The organism is Massilia sp. LXY-6, from assembly GCF_051233485.1.
Lineage (GTDB): Bacteria > Pseudomonadota > Gammaproteobacteria > Burkholderiales > Burkholderiaceae_D > Telluria.
Genome location: NZ_JBKFGF010000035.1, coordinates 47,707 through 64,767, shown reverse-complemented (window position 1 = coordinate 64,767; position 17,061 = coordinate 47,707). Strand labels below are relative to the sequence as shown.

The following is a 17,061-nucleotide window of genomic DNA, read 5'->3' as shown; positions in this document are numbered from 1 at the left end:
CTCGCGCGAGCGCGACAGCAGCAGCGTGATGGTCTGGCGCGAGCCGTAGCGGGCGTCCAGCGGAATCAGGTCGATGCGGCTGCTGAAGCCGGCCACACGGCCCGGCAGCAGGCTGTAGCCCATGCCGCCGCCGACCAGGTTGATGAGCGAGAAGATGTCGTCGACCCGCATGATGGTCTCGGGCACGTAGCCGGCCTGCTGGAAAGCGTGGTCGAAGCTGTCCGAGGTGACGAAGCCGCCGCCCAGGGTGATGAACTGTTCGCCGCGCAGCTCGCGCAAGTCGACACCGCTGCGGCCGGCATACGGCGACCCCTGGGGCGCCGCCAGCCGCACTTCGTCGTCGAACAGGGGCACGGCCAGCAGTTGCGGATCCTCGCTGGGGGCCTGCAGGCCGATCACGATCGCGTCCAGCCGCCCTTCGCCCAGGCTGCGCAGCAGTTCCTGGTTCGAGCCCAGGGTCAGGTCGATCTGCAGTTCCGGACGGCGCATCTTCAGGCCCATCAGCAGTTGCGGAATACAGCGCAGGGTCAGCGAATACAGGGAGCCGATCTTGATCCTGCCGCCGGCCACGCCGGCCAGCTCGCGCGCCTTGCGGATGCCCTCCTCGGTTTCCTCGACCGCGCGCTGGGCGTGCTTGGCGAACACGAAGGCGGCCGGCAGCGGCGCCAGGCTACGGCCCTCGCGCCGGAACAGCGGGCAGTGCAGGCCCTCCTCCAGCGAGTGCAGGGCGCGGTGCACGCTGACCGTGCTCTGGCCCAGCTCTTCGGACACCTTGGCGAGGCTGTGCAGGCGCATGAAGGCCAGGAAGACCTCAAGTTTCTTTAACGTAATCTCTTCGTCGATCATAGTGCAAGCTTACTCCAATCATTAACTTGAGAGTAAACGTTTGCCGGCCGCGTTGATTGAATCGCCAGCCCGCGCTCCCTATGCTGGCACCAGAACGCAAATATCGAAGGAGACAACATGGGAAGCACATCCCCGCAAGGTTCCCGGCCCGCCCGGCAGTGGGACACGCGGCGCCAGGACAAGCAGCGCCGCATCGCGCAGGTCGCCCACCTGGCCGACGGACCGGTGCTGCAGAGCGGCCGCCTGGTGGAAGCGCTGGAACGCCTGGTGCACAGCGGCGACCGCGTGGTCCTCGAAGGGAACAACCAGAAGCAGGCCGATTTCCTGGCGCGCAGCCTGGTGCAGGTCGATCCCGACCGCGTCAACAAGCTGCACATGATCATGCCGAGCGTGAGCCTGCCCGAGCACCTCGACCTGTTCGAGCGCGGCATCGCCAACAAGCTCGATTTCGCCTTCGCCGGCCCGCAGAGCCTGCGCATCTCGCAGTTCCTGCAGGAGGGCACGCTGCAGGTGGGCGCCCTGCACACTTACATTGAATTGTACGCCCGCCTGTACGTCGACCTGGCGCCGAACGTCGTGATGGTGGCCGGCTACAAGGCCGACCGCGCCGGCAACCTGTACACCGGCCCCAGCACCGAGGACACCCCGGCGCTGGTCGAGGCGGCGGCTTTCCGCGACGGCATCGTGATCGCCCAGGTCAACGAGATCGTCGACGATCCGAAGGACCTGCCGCGGGTCGACATCCCCGGCTCCTGGATCGACTTCGTGGTCCAGTCGGACAAGCCCTTCTACATCGAGCCGCTGTTCACGCGCGACCCGCGCCTGATCAAGCCGGTCCACATCCTGATGGCGATGATGGCGATCCGCGGCGTGTACGAGCGCCACCAGGTGCAGTCGCTGAACCACGGAATCGGCTTCAACACCGCGGCCATTGAACTGCTGCTGCCGACCTACGGCGAGCAGCTCGGCCTGAAGGGCAAGATCTGCCGCAACTGGACCCTGAACCCGCACCCGACCCTGATCCCGGCCATCGAATCGGGCTGGGTCGAGAGCGTGCACTGCTTCGGCGCGGAACTCGGCATGGAAGCCTACACGGCCGCCCGTCCCGACGTGTTCTTTACGGGCCGTGACGGCTCGATGCGCTCGAACCGCGCCTTCTGCCAGCTGGCCGGCCAGTACGCGGTCGACCTGTTCATCGGTTCGACCCTGCAGATGGACGGCCTGGGCAACTCCTCGACCGTCACCCACGGCCGCCTGACCGGCTTCGGCGGCGCCCCCAACATGGGCCACGACCCGCGCGGCCGGCGCCACGCCACCCCGGCCTGGCTCGACCTGGTGGAAAGCGACGACCCGCTCGCCCGTGGCAAAAAACTGGTGGTGCAGATGGTCGAGACCTTCCAGGACGGCACCGCCCCGACCATCGTCGAGTCGCTCGATGCGGTCGATGTCGGCAAGGCGTCCGGCATGCCGCTGGCGCCGGTGATGATCTACGGCGACGACGTGACCCACGTGCTGACCGAGGAAGGCATCGCCTACCTGTACAAGGCGCGCTCGCTGGAAGAGCGCAAGGCGATGCTGGCGGCGGTGGCCGGCGTCACCCCGATCGGCCTGCGCCACGACCCGAAGCAGACCGCCCGCATGCGCGAGCAGGGCCTGATCGCCCTGCCCGAGGACATGGGCGTGCAGCGTGCCCAGGCCACCCGCTCGCTGCTGGCGGCCAAGAGCATCGCCGAGCTGGTCGACTGGTCCGGCGGCCTGTACGAACCGCCCGCCAAGTTCAGGAGCTGGTGATGACGGCGCTGAATCCATTGCAGCAGCGCGCCGCCGCCGGCCTTGCCGACCGCCTGGCCGAGCGCCTGGCCGGCCTTGCCGTCGACGCCCTGGTCGACGAGGCCATGCTGACCCCGAAGCCGGGCCTGGTCGACATGCGCGGCAGCGGCGCCCACAGCGACCTCAGCTGGCTGCTGATGTGCCGCTCGGCCTGTGCCCTGCGCCCGGCCTTCCTGGAGATGGTAGCTGCCGGCAGCGGGATCGCGGACCCGGGCGCCCTGCGCCGCCGCATCGGCGCCATCGGGCGCGAGGCCGAAACCGCGATGATGGCGGCCACCGGCGGCGTCAACACCCACCGCGGCGCGATCTGGGCCCTGGGCCTGCTGGTGACGGCGGCGGCGCGCCAGGGTGGCGCCGCGGACGCGGCGGACATCGCCGCCGGCGCCGGCATGCTGGCCCGCATCGACGATCCGGACGCGCCCCGGCGCACCGGCAACAAGGGCGAACTGGCCTGCCGCGAGCATGGCGTGGGCGGTGCGCGCGGCCAGGCCAGGGCCGGCTTCCCGGCTGTCGTCGGACAGGCCCTGCCGATGCTGCGCCTGTCGCGCGCACGCGGCGACGGCGAAGCGCAGGCGCGCGTGAACGCGCTGCTGGCGGTCATGGCCGGGCTGGACGACACCTGCCTGCTGGCGCGCGGCGGCCGCAAGGCGCTGCAAGCCACCCAGGCCGGCGCGCGGCGCGTGCTGGCAGCGGGAGGGATGGCGACGCCGAACGGACGCAAGGCCCTGGGCGCGCTGGAAACGCGGATGCGCATGCTGCACGTGTCGCCCGGCGGCGCGGCGGACCTGCTGGCGGCGGCGCTGCTGCTTGACCGCATCGAACCATGCAGCGAACGAGAACAGAGCTAAGGAGACAAGAAGATCATGGAAAGACTGGAATTCGAGTTCCGCGCCGGCCAGCCGGCTCCGGGGCGCACGGTGGCCGGGGTGGTCGCCTCGGGCGACCTGGAGGTCTTGCTGGAGCCCGGCATTGCCGGCCGCACCACGGTGGCGGTGCAGACCTCGGTGGACGGTTACGGCGGCACCTGGACCTCGTTGCTCGAACGCGTGCTGGGCCCGGGCAGCCTGCCGGCCGCGCGCATCGAGATCAACGACAACGGCGCGACGCCCGGCGTGGTGCGGATGCGCATCGAGCAGGCCTTCGAAGAGGCGGCGCAAGGGGGAAATACGCCATGAGTACCGAGATCGACCCGCATATCGACCCGCACATCGACCGATTGCTGAAGCGCGACAGCTTCATCGAGCGCGGCGCGCGCAGCCGCGCCCGGGCCCTGCTGGACCCGGGCAGCATGCGCGAACTGGCCGGTCCCTTCGAGCGCCTGCACTCGCCCTGGCTCGCCATGCAGCAGCTGGTGACCCAGGCCGACGACGGCGTGGTGGTCGCCAAGGGACGACTCGACGGCCACCCGACCGTGGTGCTGGCCATCGAAGGCGCCTACCAGGGCGGCAGCATGGGCGAGATCGGCGGTGCCAAGATCGCCGGCAGCCTGGAACTGGCGGCGCGCGACAACCGGCGCGGCATCCCGACCCGGGCCGTGATCCTGTTCGAGACCGGCGGCGTGCGCCTGCAGGAAGCCAACCTGGGCCTGGCAAGCATCGCCGAGATCCAGTCCGCCGTGGTGGACCTGCGCCGCTACCAGCCGGTGATCGGCGTCAGTGCCGGCACGGTCGGCTGTTACGGCGGCATGTCGATCGTGGCCGGCCTGTGCTCCTGGCTGGTGCTGACCCGCGAAGCCCGCCTGGGCCTGAACGGGCCGCAGGTGATCGAGCAGGAAGCCGGCGTCGCCGAATTCGACGCCCGCAAGCGCGACCTGATCTGGGGCCTGACCGGGGGCGCGCAGCGCGTCGCGGCCGGCCTGGCCGATGCCTGCGTGCAGGACGACACGGCCGAAGTCAGGGCCACGGTGGCGCGCCTGTTCGCGCAGGGCCTGCCGGCAGTGCACCGCAGCGAACGCGCCGACGCCTTCCTGGCAAGCCTGGAGCGGGTCGACACGGCCAGGCAGCCCACCCCGGAAGACGTACGGACAATCTACCGCCACGGAGACGCATGATGGAAGCACAGACTCACACCCGCGGCGCCATGTGGCTGCGCCTGCTGACCGGCGGCACCCGGCCGGCGCATGACTGGGCCGCCGTCCAGGTTCGCGACGCGCTGCTGGCCGGCCGGCCGGCACGCTACATCGCGGTCGTGCCCGACCCCGAGAACCGCTTCCCGCGCGCCCGCAACGGCGAAGTCGGGCTGGTCGAAGGCTGGCAGCTGGCCAAGGCCGTGCAGGAAGTGATCGCGCTGGACCGCGATGCCCCGGTCAAGCGCCCGATCGTCGCCCTGATCGACGTGCCCAGCCAGGCTTACGGCCGGCGCGAGGAAGCCTTCGGCATCCATCAGGCCCTGGCCGGCGCCGCCGGTGCCTATGCCCAGGCCCGCCTGGCCGGGCACCCGGTGATCGGCCTGATCGTCGGGCTGGCGATGTCGGGCGCCTTCCTGGCGCACGGCTACCAGGCCAACCGCCTGATCGCGCTGGACGACCCGGCCGTGATGGTGCACGCGATGGGCAAGGCCTCGGCGGCGCGCGTCACCCTGCGCTCGGTCGAGGCGCTGGAGAAGCTGGCCGCCACCGTGCCGCCGATGGCCTACGATATCAACAGCTACGCCTCGCTGGGCATCCTGTGGCGGGTACTGCGGCTGGCCGACCTGGCGCTGCCGGGCGAGCAGGACATCGCGCTGGTCCAGCGCACGCTCGAAGCGGCGCTGGCCGACATCCTCGAAGACCGCGAGCGCGACCTGTCCGGCCGCCTGCGCGGCGACCACCGGCAAGCCTCGCGCAGCGTGCGCGAACTGCTGCAGGCACAATGGGAGGCTGCCGACTGACGACCACGCGCAGATGTTCCGCGGGACGCCACCAACAACAATAAACCGGCGCCCGCCCTTTTTCTTGGACGAAGTACAGGAGACAAACATGATTATCTATGGAACCGCATTACTGGCCGTGTGCCACCTGCTCGGCATCTTCCTGGGCGACCTGCTCGGGGCGCTGCTGGGCGTAAAAACCAACGTCGGCGGGGTCGGCATCGCCATGATCCTGCTGATCTGCGCCCGGCTCTGGCTGCACAAGCGCGGGCTGATGCCACAGACCACCGAGATGGGCGTGGGCTTCTGGGGCGCGATGTACATCCCGGTGGTGGTGGCGATGGCCGCCACCCAGAACGTGCTGGCCGCCCTGCGCGGCGGCCCGGTGGCCGTGCTCGCGGCGGCCGGCAGCGTGCTGGTATGCGCATGCTTCGTCTCGATGATCAACCGCACCGAACGCCAGGCCGACAGTGCCGGCGAGACCGAAGTCAACACCGAGGCCGACACCAAGGCCCGCGTCGCAACGCACCGCGCCTGAGGAGAACATCATGCTTGAACTGCTCGAAAAAACCGTCAAACACAATGGCCTCGTGCTGGCCTTCGCCCTGGTCGGCCTGGTGATGATCGTCTCGATGCAACTGTCGAAACGCCTGACCTTCGGACGCGTGCACGGCTCGGCGATCGCGATCGCGATCGGCCTGATCCTCGCCTACTGGGGCGGCGTGCAGACCGGCGGCACCAAGGGCCTGGCCGACGTTTCCCTGTTCGCCGGCGTCGGCCTGATGGGCGGCGCCATGCTGCGCGACTTTGCGATCACCGCCACCGCCTTCGAGGTCCAGGTGACGGAGGCGCGCAAGGCCGGCATGGTCGGCGTCGTCGCGCTGCTGCTCGGAACCGTGCTGCCCTTCATCGTCGGCGCCTGCGTGGCCTGGAGCTTCGGCTACCGCGATGCCGTCACCATCACCACCATCGGCGCCGGCGCCGTGACCTACATCGTCGGCCCGGTGACCGGGGCTGCGCTCGGCGCCTCGTCCGACATCATGGCGCTCTCGATCGCGACCGGCCTGGTGAAGTCGATCATGGTGATGGTCGGCACGCCGGCGGCGGCACGCTTCCTGCGCCTGCGCACGCCGCGCTCGGCCATGGTGTTCGGCGGCCTGGCCGGCACCGTCAGCGGCGTCTCGGCGGGCCTCGCCGCCACCGACCGCCGCCTGGTACCTTACGGCGCCCTGGTCGCGACCTTCCACACCGGCCTGGGTTGCCTGCTGGGGCCGTCGCTGCTGTATTTCGCGACCCGTTCGCTGATCGGCTGAGATGGACATCGCAGTACCCCTCCCGCGCCCGCACGACCTGCTGTTCCTGCGCCGTCCCGAAGCTTTCGAGACCTGCGGCGGCGGCGAGCGTCCGGGCTGGCTGGACGCGGCCTGGCTGGCGCGCGCACCGCTGGTCGTGCGGCGCAGCGCTTCCGGCGCCGCCCGCGTGCCGGTCGGGGTGCGCGGCCTGCAGCGCGGGCAGCGCTGCGCCGGCCATATCGCCGTGGCCGAGGTGGCACGGCGCGTCACGCCGGAGATGCTGGCGCAGGCCGTGCTGGGGGACTTTCCGGCCTTGCGCGACGCCGCTGCCGCCCTGCCCTGCGTCGCCGCCCTCCTTGAACTGTCGCCGCGGCTGCAGGAGCTGGGCCTGGCCTGGGGTCCGGCCGGCGGCACCGGCTTCTGGCTGGCCTGCGGGCTGCCGGTGCTGCGTCCGGGCAGCGACCTCGATCTGCTGGTGCGCGCACCGCAACCGCTGGCCCCGGCCCTGCTCTCGGCACTGTGCGCGCTGCAGTCGCATGCCGGATGCCGGGTCGACATCCAGGTCGACACCGGCGCCGGCGGTTTCGCGCTGATGGAGCATGCGCGCGGCGGCAAGGTGATGCTGAAGACCGCCGGCGGCCCGCTGCTGGTGGCCGACCCCTGGCTGGCAAAGGAAGCGGCATGAGCGTCTTGTTCACCTTCCCCGGGCAGGGCGCGCAAAAGCCCGGCATGCTGCACGCGCTGCCGGAGCATCCGGAAACCGCGCGCACGCTGGCCGAGGCGTCGACGGCGCTGGGACGCGAGGTGCTGTCGCTGGATTCGGACGCCGCCCTGCGCTCCACGGTGGCGGTGCAGCTTTGCCTGCTGGTGGCCGGGGTCGCAATGGCGCGCGTGCTGGCGGCGCACGATGCGCAGCCGCAGATGGTGGCCGGACTGTCGATCGGCGCCTGGCCGGCCGCGGTGACGGCCGGCGTGCTGCCCTTCGGCGACGCGGTGCGCCTGGTGGAGTTGCGCGGACGCCTGATGGAGGATGCCTACCCGTCCGGCTTAGGCATGACGGCGATCGGCGGCCTGGCCCGGCAGCAGCTCGAACCGCTGCTCGCGCAGGTGCATGCGCCCGGCCGCGAAGTCTACCTGGCCAACTTGAACGCCGCGCGCCAGCTCGTGATCGCGGGCCGTGAGGCGGCGATGCGGGCGGTGGCCGAGCTTGCGATTGCCGCCGGCGCGCAGCGCGCCGAACGCCTGGCGGTGGCCGTGCCCTCGCACTGCGAATTGCTGGACGCCCAGGCGCGCACGCTGGCTTGCGCGATGGACCAGGTCGCGCTGGCGCGGCCGCGCATCAGCTTCATCAGCAGCAGCCAGGCGCGCGCGCTGTTCGACGGACGGCGGATCGGCATCGACCTGGCGGCGAACATGGCGCGCCAGGTAGCATGGGCGGATACGGTGCGGCACGCGTGGGAACGGGGGGCGCGCCTGGCAGTGGAGATGCCGAGCGGGTCGGTGCTGACCAAGCTGACCGGGCCCGAGTTTGCGGATGGGGTGGCGCTCAGTTGCGAAGCGGAGCGGCTGGACAGCCTGGTGGCGGCGGTCCGGCGGGCGGGCTGACGGGGCCTCCGCGGACGCTCACTCCAGGGCGCGGTTGCGCGATTCCAGGTCGACGCACAGGATCGCCCCCGCGCCGATCAGGAGCAGCGCGGCCAGCATCGCCAGCGCCAGCGTGAAATGCGCCGCCATCACCGGCGCGATCACCGCCGGCGCGAACAGGCCGCCGAAGCGCGCCACCGCGCCCGCCAATCCCATTCCAGTGGCACGCAGGTCGGTCGGATATACCTCCGGCGTGAAGGCATACAGCGCGCCCCAGGTGCCCAGCAGCGCAAAGCTCATCAGCAGGGTCGATCCGACCACCAGTGGCATCGCACTGCCGAAACTGTACAGCATGCAGCCGGCGGCGCTCAGCAGCAGGAAACCCACCAGGGTCGGCCTGCGCCCCCAGCGTTCGACGCCATAGGCCGACAGCGCGAAACCGGGCAGCTGCACCAGCGCCAGCACGATCAGGAATTCCTGGCCGCGCATGAAGCCGAAGCCCTCACCGCTCAGCTTCACCGGAAGGTAGACGAACACGCCGTAATACGCGATCGAGATCAGCATCCAGGCCACGCACAGCGACACGCTGCGGCGCCGCAGGCCGCCGGAAAACAGCGCCGCCAGCGATGCTTTCACCGGCGTTTCCGGGTGCAGCGCGGGAATGCTCACGGTGCGACCGTTGACCCTGGCGACGCGCTCCAGCACCGCGCGCGCCCGCTCGGGCATGCCGCTGCGGTTCAGGTACATCGGCGATTCGGGGACCGAGAAGCGCAGCACGACACCGACCAGGGCCGGGATACCGGTGACGAAAAAGATCACGCGCCAGGCGTCGGCCCCCCATCGCAGGGCGGCCAGGGCCAGCACCGCCAGCAGGATCGTGCCGACCGCCCAGAAGGATTCGAGCAGCACCAGCCAGCGTCCGCGGCGGTCGCTCGGCAGGAATTCCGCCATCATCGTGTAGTCGACCGGGAGCGTGCCGCCCACGCCGATGCCGGTCAGGAAGCGCAGCGCCAGCAGCCAGCTGAAATCGGGGGCGAAGCTTGATGCCACGCCGAAGCAGGCATCGACCACCACGGCGCCCATCAGCACCGGCCGGCGCCCGATCCGGTCCGCCAGGCGGCCGAACACGAAGGCGCCGATCAGCATCCCGATGAAGAAGAAGGTGCCGGTTTCCAGCGCCCGCGGCATCGCGATCCCGAAGGTCTTCGCAATCGAGGGCGCGCTGAAGCCGATCGACAGTACCTGCATGGCGTCGGCCATCCAGACCAGGCCGAAGATGACGAACAGGCGGTACTGGAACTTGCCGACGCCGGCCGTCCGGATGGCCTGTTCGACGCTCGCGGGTAAGCTCGTCATCTGCTTTTCTCCAGTATTCATCTCTGGGGTTCAGGCGCAAGCAGCCGGCGCAGCTGGGCCGCCTGGTAGGCGCCGAAGCTGTCGCCGAACAGGCAGCGGATCAACGGATCGTCGACCACGTCGGCCTGCGCCAGTTCGTGCTCGGTGGCCGCGTCGAACACCGCGTCGTTGATCCGCATGTACATCGAGGTCAGCGACTCGCCCAGTTCGAGCGCCGCATACAGTTTGGCGGCCGGGATCTCGGTGGTCCAGGCGAGCGGGGCCGACGTTTCGTCAAGACGAGCCCCGCCCTCCGGCTCGAGGCGGTAGCGGAACCGGATCGCCTGCCCCGTGTGATCGAGCACCGAGAGCTGCCAGATGCGGGGCCGGTCGAAATAGTCGGAGGCGGCTTCCGTCCCGGCGTATTTTTCCGGCAGCTCAATACGGCAGTACTCCATCACGCGTGCCTGCTGGGGCGCCGTCAGTGGCTCGAAGCGGCGCGCAATCTCGGCCGTCGGGGGCGCGGCCGCGTTTCCTTCGTAGACGTAGTCGACGTCCTGTTCGCCGACCGGCACGACCCAGCCGAGCGGCGGCGCGGACTGCAGCGACACGGCGTCCAGCCGCACCGACACCGAGGGATCGAGCCGCACCACCTGCAGCTGCGGCAGTGCCGCCCTCAGCTCCTGCGCAAAGCGCGCATAGGAAATCGGGAAGAAGGCGCGGTTGTACCACGACCACGGTTCGAGCCGGAACTGGCAGGAGCTGGGGACCACGTAGCGCGGTGCGAGCGCCTTCAGCTGCCCGATCCACTCCTCCGGCAGTTCGGGCGGCGCCGCGGCCGCGCGCGACGGCGCCAGCACTTCGAGTTCGCGCATGGTCTGGAACGGCCACAGCACCATGTCCCACGGCCCCTCCCGGACCAGCTGCGCGAGCGTGACGTCGTCGATCCACGAATCGACCACGTTCAGCACATTCAGCCCGGCGGCCTGCACCTGGAACATCGAATCCACGTCGGCATCCATGGCTTCGCGCGGCACCACGCGGAAGGCCCCGACCTCCACCGGATGGTCCAGGCGCAAGGCCTGCACGCACGTGAATCCGAGCTGGCGCACCATGTCGAATAGCTCCTCGAACAGGCAATAGATGTATAGCGGCGTGTCGCGCTCCAGCAGGTCGAGGCTCTCGAGCGAGCAGTGGTCGTCGTGGAAATGGGAGATGAACACCGCATCGAAACGCTGGCGCCGGATCTGCTCGTGGTCGAAACGGACGTCCGGAAAGGCGTGGCAATTGCGGCTGAACGGGTTTTCGAAGATCGTGTCGAAGGCGATGCGCGTGCCACCGCATTCGAACACATAGCCTGCGTGGAGGATGCGGGAAATGCTCAGCGACGGGCTGCTCATGGATGGCGTGCCCCCCGATTCAGTCGAGGCGCTTGAGGCGCTGGCCGTGGATGCCCCAGCGGCACTCGACGCCGTCGACGCTCCCGCACAGGGCCCAGCCGGTGCCGATCTTTTCGACCGTCACGCCGCTCTCGATTTCGCGGGCCAGCTTTTCGGCCCACATGCTCGCCGCGCCCCGGCCCTTGAACAATTCCTTGCCCTCATAGATGACGGTGGCGTCGAATACGGGCATGGCGAATACGGTCATTGCTTCCTCTGCATGGTGAATATATGTAGCGCCATCCTAACATTTGACGCGCAAGCGTGACAAAATCGTGGTTTTACCAGGCACAGGCGGCGGACATGGCGGAGCACCAGACGATGACATTCGAGGAATTGGCGGAACTGGCCCGCTCGTCAAGCGGCGTGACGCGCGCCTGCCCGTGCGCGCTCGATAGCTACCGCGAATGGACCCGCGTCCCGGCCGATTTCCCGCAAGCGCAGATGCGCACGGCCTGCACCCTGACGGGCGATCCCTACCTTGAACCGACCTATGCCGAATATCATCCGCATGGAAGCGCTTACTGGTCGGCCGACGCGCCGATCGCGCCGCGGTATTTTCCGTACAACCGCTGCACGGCGCAGCAATGCACGGTATGCGGCCGCAGCTGCCTGCGCTATGTCGAGGCGGGCGGCTATTACGTCGAGCCGCGCATCCGTGCGCTCGATCCCTCGCTGCTGGTGGATGCGCCGCTGGACGTTTAAGACGCGTCCAGCGCCGCCTCCAGCACCCGCGCCACGTGCAGGGCTTCGCGCTGGGCGCCGTCGGCGATCTGGTGCCGGCAGCTGGTGCCGTCGGCCACGATCAGCGTGTCGGGCCCGGCCTTGCGCACGGCCGGCAGCAGCGACAGCTCGCCCATCTTCATCGACGTCTCGTAGTGCTTCGCCTCGTAGCCGAAGCTGCCGGCCATGCCGCAGCAGCTGCTTTCGATGAGCTTGACGTCGAGCTTGGGGATCAGTCCCAGCACCAGCTGCACCGGCTTGACCGCGTCGAAGGCCTTCTGGTGGCAGTGGCCATGCAACAGGGCCGTCGATTGCGGCAGCGCCTTGAGCTTCAGCTTCAGCTTGCCCGCCTTCGATTCGCGGGCCACGAATTCCTCGAACAGCAGGGCGGCGCCGGCCAGCAACTGCGCTTCTTCGCCGAAGCCGTAGGCCAGGAACTCGTCGCGCATCGTCAGCAGGCAGGAGGGCTCGAGTCCCACCACCGGCACGCCGCGCCGTACGAAGGGCAACAGCGCATCGATGGCGCGGCGGGCTTCCTGTTTTGCTTCGTCGACCTGGCCGGCGGCCAGGTAGGTGCGGCCGCAGCACAGGGGACGCGACTCGTCCGGGGCGCGGGCCACGTGCACGTGGTAGCCCGCCGCCTGCAGCACGCGCAGGGCGGCGCGGGCATTTTCGGACTCGAAGTAGTTATTGAAGGTGTCGGCGAACAGCACCACTTCCATCGCATCCTTCGCCGCCTGCGTCGGCGTCGGCGCCACGGACAGGAAGGTGTCGCTGCGCCAGCGCGGCAGCGTGCGCTTGGCGCTCAGGCCCAGCCACGTCTCGCTCAAGCCGGCCGCGCCCGGCAGGCGGTCGCGCAGGTTCAACAGCGGCGCCAGCTTCGCCGCCCACGGCGCGTAGCGCGGCAGGTTCGCCACCAGCTTGTCTTTCATGGTCATGCCGTGGCGTTTGCGGTAGTGATACAGGAATTCGGTCTTCATGCGCGCCATGTCGATGCCGGTCGGGCAATCGCGCTTGCAGCCCTTGCAGCCCACGCACAGGTCCATCGTGTCGTACACGGCGTCCGACGTCAACGCGTCCGGCCCAAGCTGGCCCGAGACCGCCAGGCGCAGCGTGTTGGCGCGGCCGCGCGTGAGGTGCTGCTCGTCCTTGGTCACGCGGTAGCTCGGGCACATGGTGCCGCTGTCGAACTTGCGGCAGTGCCCGTTGTTGTTGCACATCTCGATCGCCTTGGCGAAGCCGCCGGTGGCGTCGCCGCCCGTGCCGGGCGCGCTCACCTGCTCCGTCACCGGGTCGGCCTGCACGTTCCAGGCCGACCAGTCGAGTGCCGTCCGCAGCGGCTGTTCGGCGTAGCCGGGCTTGAAGCGGTACAGCGAACGGTCGTCCATCTTGGTGGCGCGCACGATCTTCCCGGGGTTCATCAGGCCGTCCGGATCGAAGGCGTCCTTGATCTCGCGGAAGGCGCCCATCATGCGCTCGCCGAACTGCCAGTCGACCCATTCGCTGCGCACCAGGCCGTCGCCATGCTCGCCCGAGAACGCGCCTTTGTACTTGCGCACCAGGCTTGCCGCTTCTTCCGCGATCGCGCGCATCTTGGCGCTGCCGTCGCGCCGCAGGTCGAGGATCGGGCGCACGTGCAGCGTGCCGACCGATGCGTGGGCGTACCAGGTGCCGCGCGTGCCGTGCCTGGCGAAGACTTCGGTCAGGCTGTCGGTGTAGGCCGCCAGGTGTTCGAGCGGCACCGCGCAATCCTCGATGAAGGACACCGGCTTGCCGTCGCCCTTCAGGCTCATCATGATGTTCAGGCCGGCCTTGCGCACTTCCCACAAGGCCTTCTGCTCCGCTTCGTCCGCCATCTCGACCACCGTGCCCGGCAGGCCGAGCTCGCCCATCAGGTCGACCAGGTCCTTCAGCTTGCGGTCCTGCTCGGCCTTGTTTTCGCCGGCGAACTCCACCAGCAGGATCGCATCCGGCCTGCCGATCAGGGCTTTTTCGACGGTCGGGCGAAATGCAGGATTGGACAGCGCCAGTTCGATCATGGTGCGGTCGACCAGCTCGACCGCCACCGGCCCCAGCTTGACGATGTGCTGGGTACTGTCCATCGCCTTGCTGAAGTTGCCGAAGTTGACGATGCCCAGCGATTTTGCCTTCGGCAGCGGTGCCAGCTTCAGCGTCAGGCTGCGCGAGTAGGCGAGCGTCCCCTCCGAGCCGACCAGCAGGTGCGCCAGGTTGACGCTGCCATCCGGCGTGTAGGGACGCTCCGACTGCGGGTGGAAGATGTCGAGGTTGTAGCCGCCGACCCGGCGCATGACTTTCGGATAGCGTTCGCCGATCTCCTGGCGTTCGCGTACGGCGATCGCTTCCACCGTCTCGAGCAGGCGCTGGATGCGGGCGGACGCACCGGCACGCATCGCGGCCAGCGGGCCGAAACGACCCAGGCTGCCGTCGGCCAGCCAGGCGTCGATCGCCAGCACGTTGTGCACCATATTGCCGTAGTGGAGACTGCGCGAGCCGCAGGAGTTGTTGCCGGCCATGCCGCCGAGCGTGCACTGGGCCGCGGTCGAGACGTCGACCGGGAACCACAAGCCGTGCGGCTTGAGCCAGGCATTCAGGTGGTCGAGCACGATGCCGGGTTGTACCGTGACCGTCAGCGCTTCCTTGTCGAAGTCGATCACCTTGTTCAGGTACTTGCTGTTGTCGAGCACCAGCGCCGCGCCGACGGTCTGGCCGCACTGGCTGGTGCCGGCCCCGCGCGCCAGCACGGGCACGCGCGCCTCGCGCGCCAGCGCCAGCGCCCGGACCACGTCGTCCTCGGTGCGCGGCACGAACACGCCGACCGGCTCGATCTGGTAGATCGACGCGTCGGTCGAATAGCGTCCGCGCGACTGGCGGTCGAACAGTACCTCCCCCGATGTTTCGCTGCGCAGCCGGCTGGCCAGTTCCTGGCCGTCGATGCGTGCCTGCACGCCGGCGGACAGCAACACCTTGGACGGTACCGAATCGTTCATGTCAGGGACTCCGGGTGATGGATTGATCGATGCTGCTTATTCGGATGCGGGGCCTTGCGCCGCGCGCAGCACGGCGATCACGGCGTCGCGCTTGTTGCGCAGGTGCTGCTGCAGGATCAGGCGCAAGGCGTTGCCGTCGCGCCGCTCCAGCGCTTCCAGCATGAGGCCATGCTCGTGGACGGCCGCGTCCCACTTGTCCTGGTTGAAGTTCGAGCGGAAGCGCAGGCTCTGGATCCGCGCATTGATCTGCTGGTAGGTCTCGGTCAGGACCGTATTGCGCGCCATCGCGTTGATCAGGTCATGGATCGCGTGGTTCAGCTTGTAATAGGTCGGCAGGTCGCGCCGCGCATGGGCTGCCAGCATTTCGTAGTGCAGCGCGCGCACTTCGGCGACTTCGGCGTCGGTCGCGCGCGCACACGCCAGCTCGCCGGACAGGCTTTCCAATGCGCCCATCACTTCGAAGGTCTGTTCGATGTCGGGCACCGACATCTGCGCCACGACCGCGCCGCGGTTCGGCTGCAGCACGATCAGTCCCTCGACCGCCAGTGTCTTGAACGCTTCGCGCAGCGGGGTGCGCGAGACGTTCAGCTGTTCGCACAGCATGCGCTCGTTGAGGCGGGTGCCGGGCGCCAGGACGCCCTCGACGATCATGTCCCTGAGGCGCGCGCCGACGGCCGCAGACAAGCCCAGGCGGTCGATGCTGGCAATCACGGGTGGAGTTGCAGGATTATTCATGTGACGATTGTATACCAGATACAAAATGCCTGGTGAGTACACCCTCTCATTTCTGCTAGGTCCGCACTGCACAAAACACGATATGCATTGACTTGGTTTTAATTCTGCATATTGTATACAAAAGTTTTCACTCCTCTTTCTCAACACGACAGGCTTACACATGGTAAAACTGAACTCCCACCCGGCCGGCCGCCACTTCCTGCAGATCCCGGGCCCTTCGACCGTCCCCGACCGCATCCTGCGCGCGATGGACTATCCGACCATCGACCACCGCGGCCCCGAATTCCAGGCCCTGGGCAAGAAGGTGCTGGCCAATATCGGCAAGATCTTCCAGACCGCGAACCCGGTCGTGATCTACCCGGCCTCGGGCACCGGCGCCTGGGAAGCCGCACTCGTGAATACCCTGTCCCCCGGTGACACCGTGCTGATGTATGAGACCGGCCACTTCGCTACGCTGTGGAAGAAAATGGCCGACAAGCTGGGCATCAAGCCCGAGTTCATCGGCGACGACTGGCGCCGTGGTGCCGACGCCGCCAAGATCGAAGCGCGCCTGGCTGCCGACACCGAGCACAAGATCAAGGCCGTGTGCGTGGTCCACAACGAAACCTCGACCGGCGTGACCTCCGATATCGCCGCCGTCCGCCGCGCGATCGACCGCGCCGGCCACCCGGCCCTGCTGCTGGTCGACACCATCTCCTCGCTCGGTTCGATCGACTACCGCCATGACGAATGGGGCGTCGACGTCACCGTCGGCGGCTCGCAGAAGGGCCTGATGCTGCCGCCGGGCCTGTCGTTCAACGCGGTATCAAGCAAGGCGATCGCCGCTTCGCGCCAGGCCGGGCTGCCGAAGGCCTACTGGGGCTGGGACGACATCCTGGAAGCGAACAAGAACGGCTTCTGGCCCTACACCCCAGCCACCAACCTGCTGTACGGCCTGTCCGAAGCCTGCGACATGCTGCTCGAAGAAGGCTTGCAGAACGTGTTCGCGCGCCACCAGCGCCACGCCGCCGCCACCCGCGCCGCCGTCGAGGCCTGGGGCATGGAGGTCCTGTGCCAGAACCCGGCCGAGTACAGCGGCGTGCTCACCGGCGTCGTGATGCCGAAGGATGCCTCGGGCCAGTACTACAACGCGGACGCCTTCCGCAAGACCGTGCTGGAGAACTTCAACATGTCGCTGGGCCAGGGCCTCACCAAGCTGTCCGGCTGGGTGTTCCGCATCGGCCACCTGGGCGACTTCAACGACCTGACCCTGATGGGCACCTTGGCCGGTGTCGAGATGGGCTTCGAGGTGGCGGGCATCCCGCACCGCAAGGGCGGCGTACTGGCCGCCATGCAATACCTGACGGCCACCAGCCCACAAGGCCGGCGCGCCGAGACGCTGGCAAAGGCGGCATAAGAGCGCCACGCCGGTTCCAAGAGAAA

17 protein-coding genes are annotated in these 17,061 nt (G+C 68.7%); 11 read left to right on the top strand and 6 right to left on the bottom strand.

The genetic code is table 11. From position 1 onward, the window contains the following. The coding region (locus ACI48D_RS16280; protein WP_435572283.1) for a LysR family transcriptional regulator at window positions 1–846 on the bottom strand (846 nt) is incomplete at its 3' end. Window positions 847–963: 117 nt separating this feature from the next. Here ACI48D_RS16280 and mdcA point away from each other — a divergent pair. The 9 genes from mdcA (at window position 964) to mdcH (ending at window position 8,420) form a co-directional block, all read left to right on the top strand. Then, entirely contained in the window at window positions 964–2,637 is a 1,674-nt protein-coding gene (gene mdcA / locus ACI48D_RS16275; RefSeq protein WP_435572282.1) for a malonate decarboxylase subunit alpha, read from the top strand. Then, on the top strand, window positions 2,637–3,524 hold the full coding sequence (locus ACI48D_RS16270) for a triphosphoribosyl-dephospho-CoA synthase (RefSeq protein WP_435572281.1): 888 nt from the start codon (window positions 2,637–2,639) through the stop codon (window positions 3,522–3,524). The genes mdcA and ACI48D_RS16270 overlap by 1 nt, the downstream gene beginning before the upstream one ends. A gap of 15 nt (window positions 3,525–3,539) precedes the next feature. Then, window positions 3,540–3,851 (top strand): malonate decarboxylase subunit delta, encoded by a 312-nt coding sequence (locus ACI48D_RS16265; RefSeq protein ID WP_435572280.1) that lies wholly within the window; start codon window positions 3,540–3,542, stop codon window positions 3,849–3,851. Beyond that, window positions 3,848–4,726, top strand: a complete 879-nt coding sequence (locus ACI48D_RS16260; protein WP_435572279.1) for a biotin-independent malonate decarboxylase subunit beta — start codon at window positions 3,848–3,850, stop codon at window positions 4,724–4,726. Before ACI48D_RS16265 ends, ACI48D_RS16260 begins: the two co-directional genes overlap by 4 nt. After that, window positions 4,723–5,544 (top strand): biotin-independent malonate decarboxylase subunit gamma, encoded by an 822-nt coding sequence (gene mdcE, locus ACI48D_RS16255; RefSeq protein ID WP_435572278.1) that lies wholly within the window; start codon window positions 4,723–4,725, stop codon window positions 5,542–5,544. The genes ACI48D_RS16260 and mdcE overlap by 4 nt, the downstream gene beginning before the upstream one ends. Window positions 5,545–5,632: 88 nt before the next feature. Continuing rightward, entirely contained in the window at window positions 5,633–6,061 is a 429-nt protein-coding gene (gene madL, locus ACI48D_RS16250; protein ID WP_435572277.1) for a malonate transporter subunit MadL, read from the top strand. A gap of 10 nt (window positions 6,062–6,071) precedes the next feature. Further along, the gene (madM, locus tag ACI48D_RS16245; RefSeq protein ID WP_435572276.1) at window positions 6,072–6,836 is read left to right on the top strand and encodes a malonate transporter subunit MadM; all 765 of its coding nucleotides are present in this window, start codon (window positions 6,072–6,074) and stop codon (window positions 6,834–6,836) included. Window position 6,837: 1 nt separating this feature from the next. Further along, a complete protein-coding gene (locus ACI48D_RS16240; protein WP_435572275.1) occupies window positions 6,838–7,500 on the top strand; it encodes a malonate decarboxylase holo-ACP synthase in 663 nt (220 codons plus the stop codon). Next, window positions 7,497–8,420, top strand: coding sequence for a malonate decarboxylase subunit epsilon (gene mdcH / locus ACI48D_RS16235; RefSeq protein WP_435572274.1), 924 nt, complete (start codon window positions 7,497–7,499; stop codon window positions 8,418–8,420). The genes ACI48D_RS16240 and mdcH overlap by 4 nt, the downstream gene beginning before the upstream one ends. A gap of 18 nt (window positions 8,421–8,438) precedes the next feature. On the opposite strand, the gene ACI48D_RS16230 is transcribed toward mdcH, so the two are convergent. From ACI48D_RS16230 to ACI48D_RS16220, 3 genes are read right to left on the bottom strand one after another with little or no spacing between them, the layout of a single operon-like run. After that, window positions 8,439–9,755: an MFS transporter gene (locus tag ACI48D_RS16230; protein ID WP_435572273.1), complete on the bottom strand. Its 1,317-nt coding sequence runs from the start codon at window positions 9,753–9,755 to the stop codon at window positions 8,439–8,441. A gap of 17 nt (window positions 9,756–9,772) precedes the next feature. Continuing rightward, window positions 9,773–11,134 (bottom strand): MBL fold metallo-hydrolase, encoded by a 1,362-nt coding sequence (locus ACI48D_RS16225; protein ID WP_435572272.1) that lies wholly within the window; start codon window positions 11,132–11,134, stop codon window positions 9,773–9,775. A gap of 19 nt (window positions 11,135–11,153) precedes the next feature. Further along, window positions 11,154–11,381 carry a hypothetical protein gene (locus ACI48D_RS16220; RefSeq protein WP_435572271.1) on the bottom strand — a complete coding sequence of 76 codons (228 nt, stop codon included), beginning with the start codon at window positions 11,379–11,381 and terminating at the stop codon, window positions 11,154–11,156. Between the two features lie 95 nt (window positions 11,382–11,476). Between ACI48D_RS16220 and ACI48D_RS16215 the strand changes: the two genes are divergently transcribed. Continuing rightward, window positions 11,477–11,878, top strand: a complete 402-nt coding sequence (locus ACI48D_RS16215) for a hypothetical protein (protein WP_435572270.1) — start codon at window positions 11,477–11,479, stop codon at window positions 11,876–11,878. Here ACI48D_RS16215 and ACI48D_RS16210 read toward each other — a convergent pair. Then, window positions 11,875–14,904 (bottom strand): FAD-binding and (Fe-S)-binding domain-containing protein, encoded by a 3,030-nt coding sequence (locus ACI48D_RS16210; protein WP_435572269.1) that lies wholly within the window; start codon window positions 14,902–14,904, stop codon window positions 11,875–11,877. The two genes, ACI48D_RS16215 and ACI48D_RS16210, sit on opposite strands and share 4 nt — an antisense overlap. Window positions 14,905–14,940: 36 nt before the next feature. After that, entirely contained in the window at window positions 14,941–15,639 is a 699-nt protein-coding gene (locus tag ACI48D_RS16205) for a GntR family transcriptional regulator (protein ID WP_435572268.1), read from the bottom strand. 160 nt (window positions 15,640–15,799) lie between these two features. On the opposite strand from ACI48D_RS16205, the gene ACI48D_RS16200 reads away from it, so the two are divergent. Further along, a complete protein-coding gene (locus tag ACI48D_RS16200) occupies window positions 15,800–17,035 on the top strand; it encodes a pyridoxal-phosphate-dependent aminotransferase family protein (protein WP_435572267.1) in 1,236 nt (411 codons plus the stop codon). The last annotated feature ends 26 nt before the right edge of the window (window positions 17,036–17,061 follow it).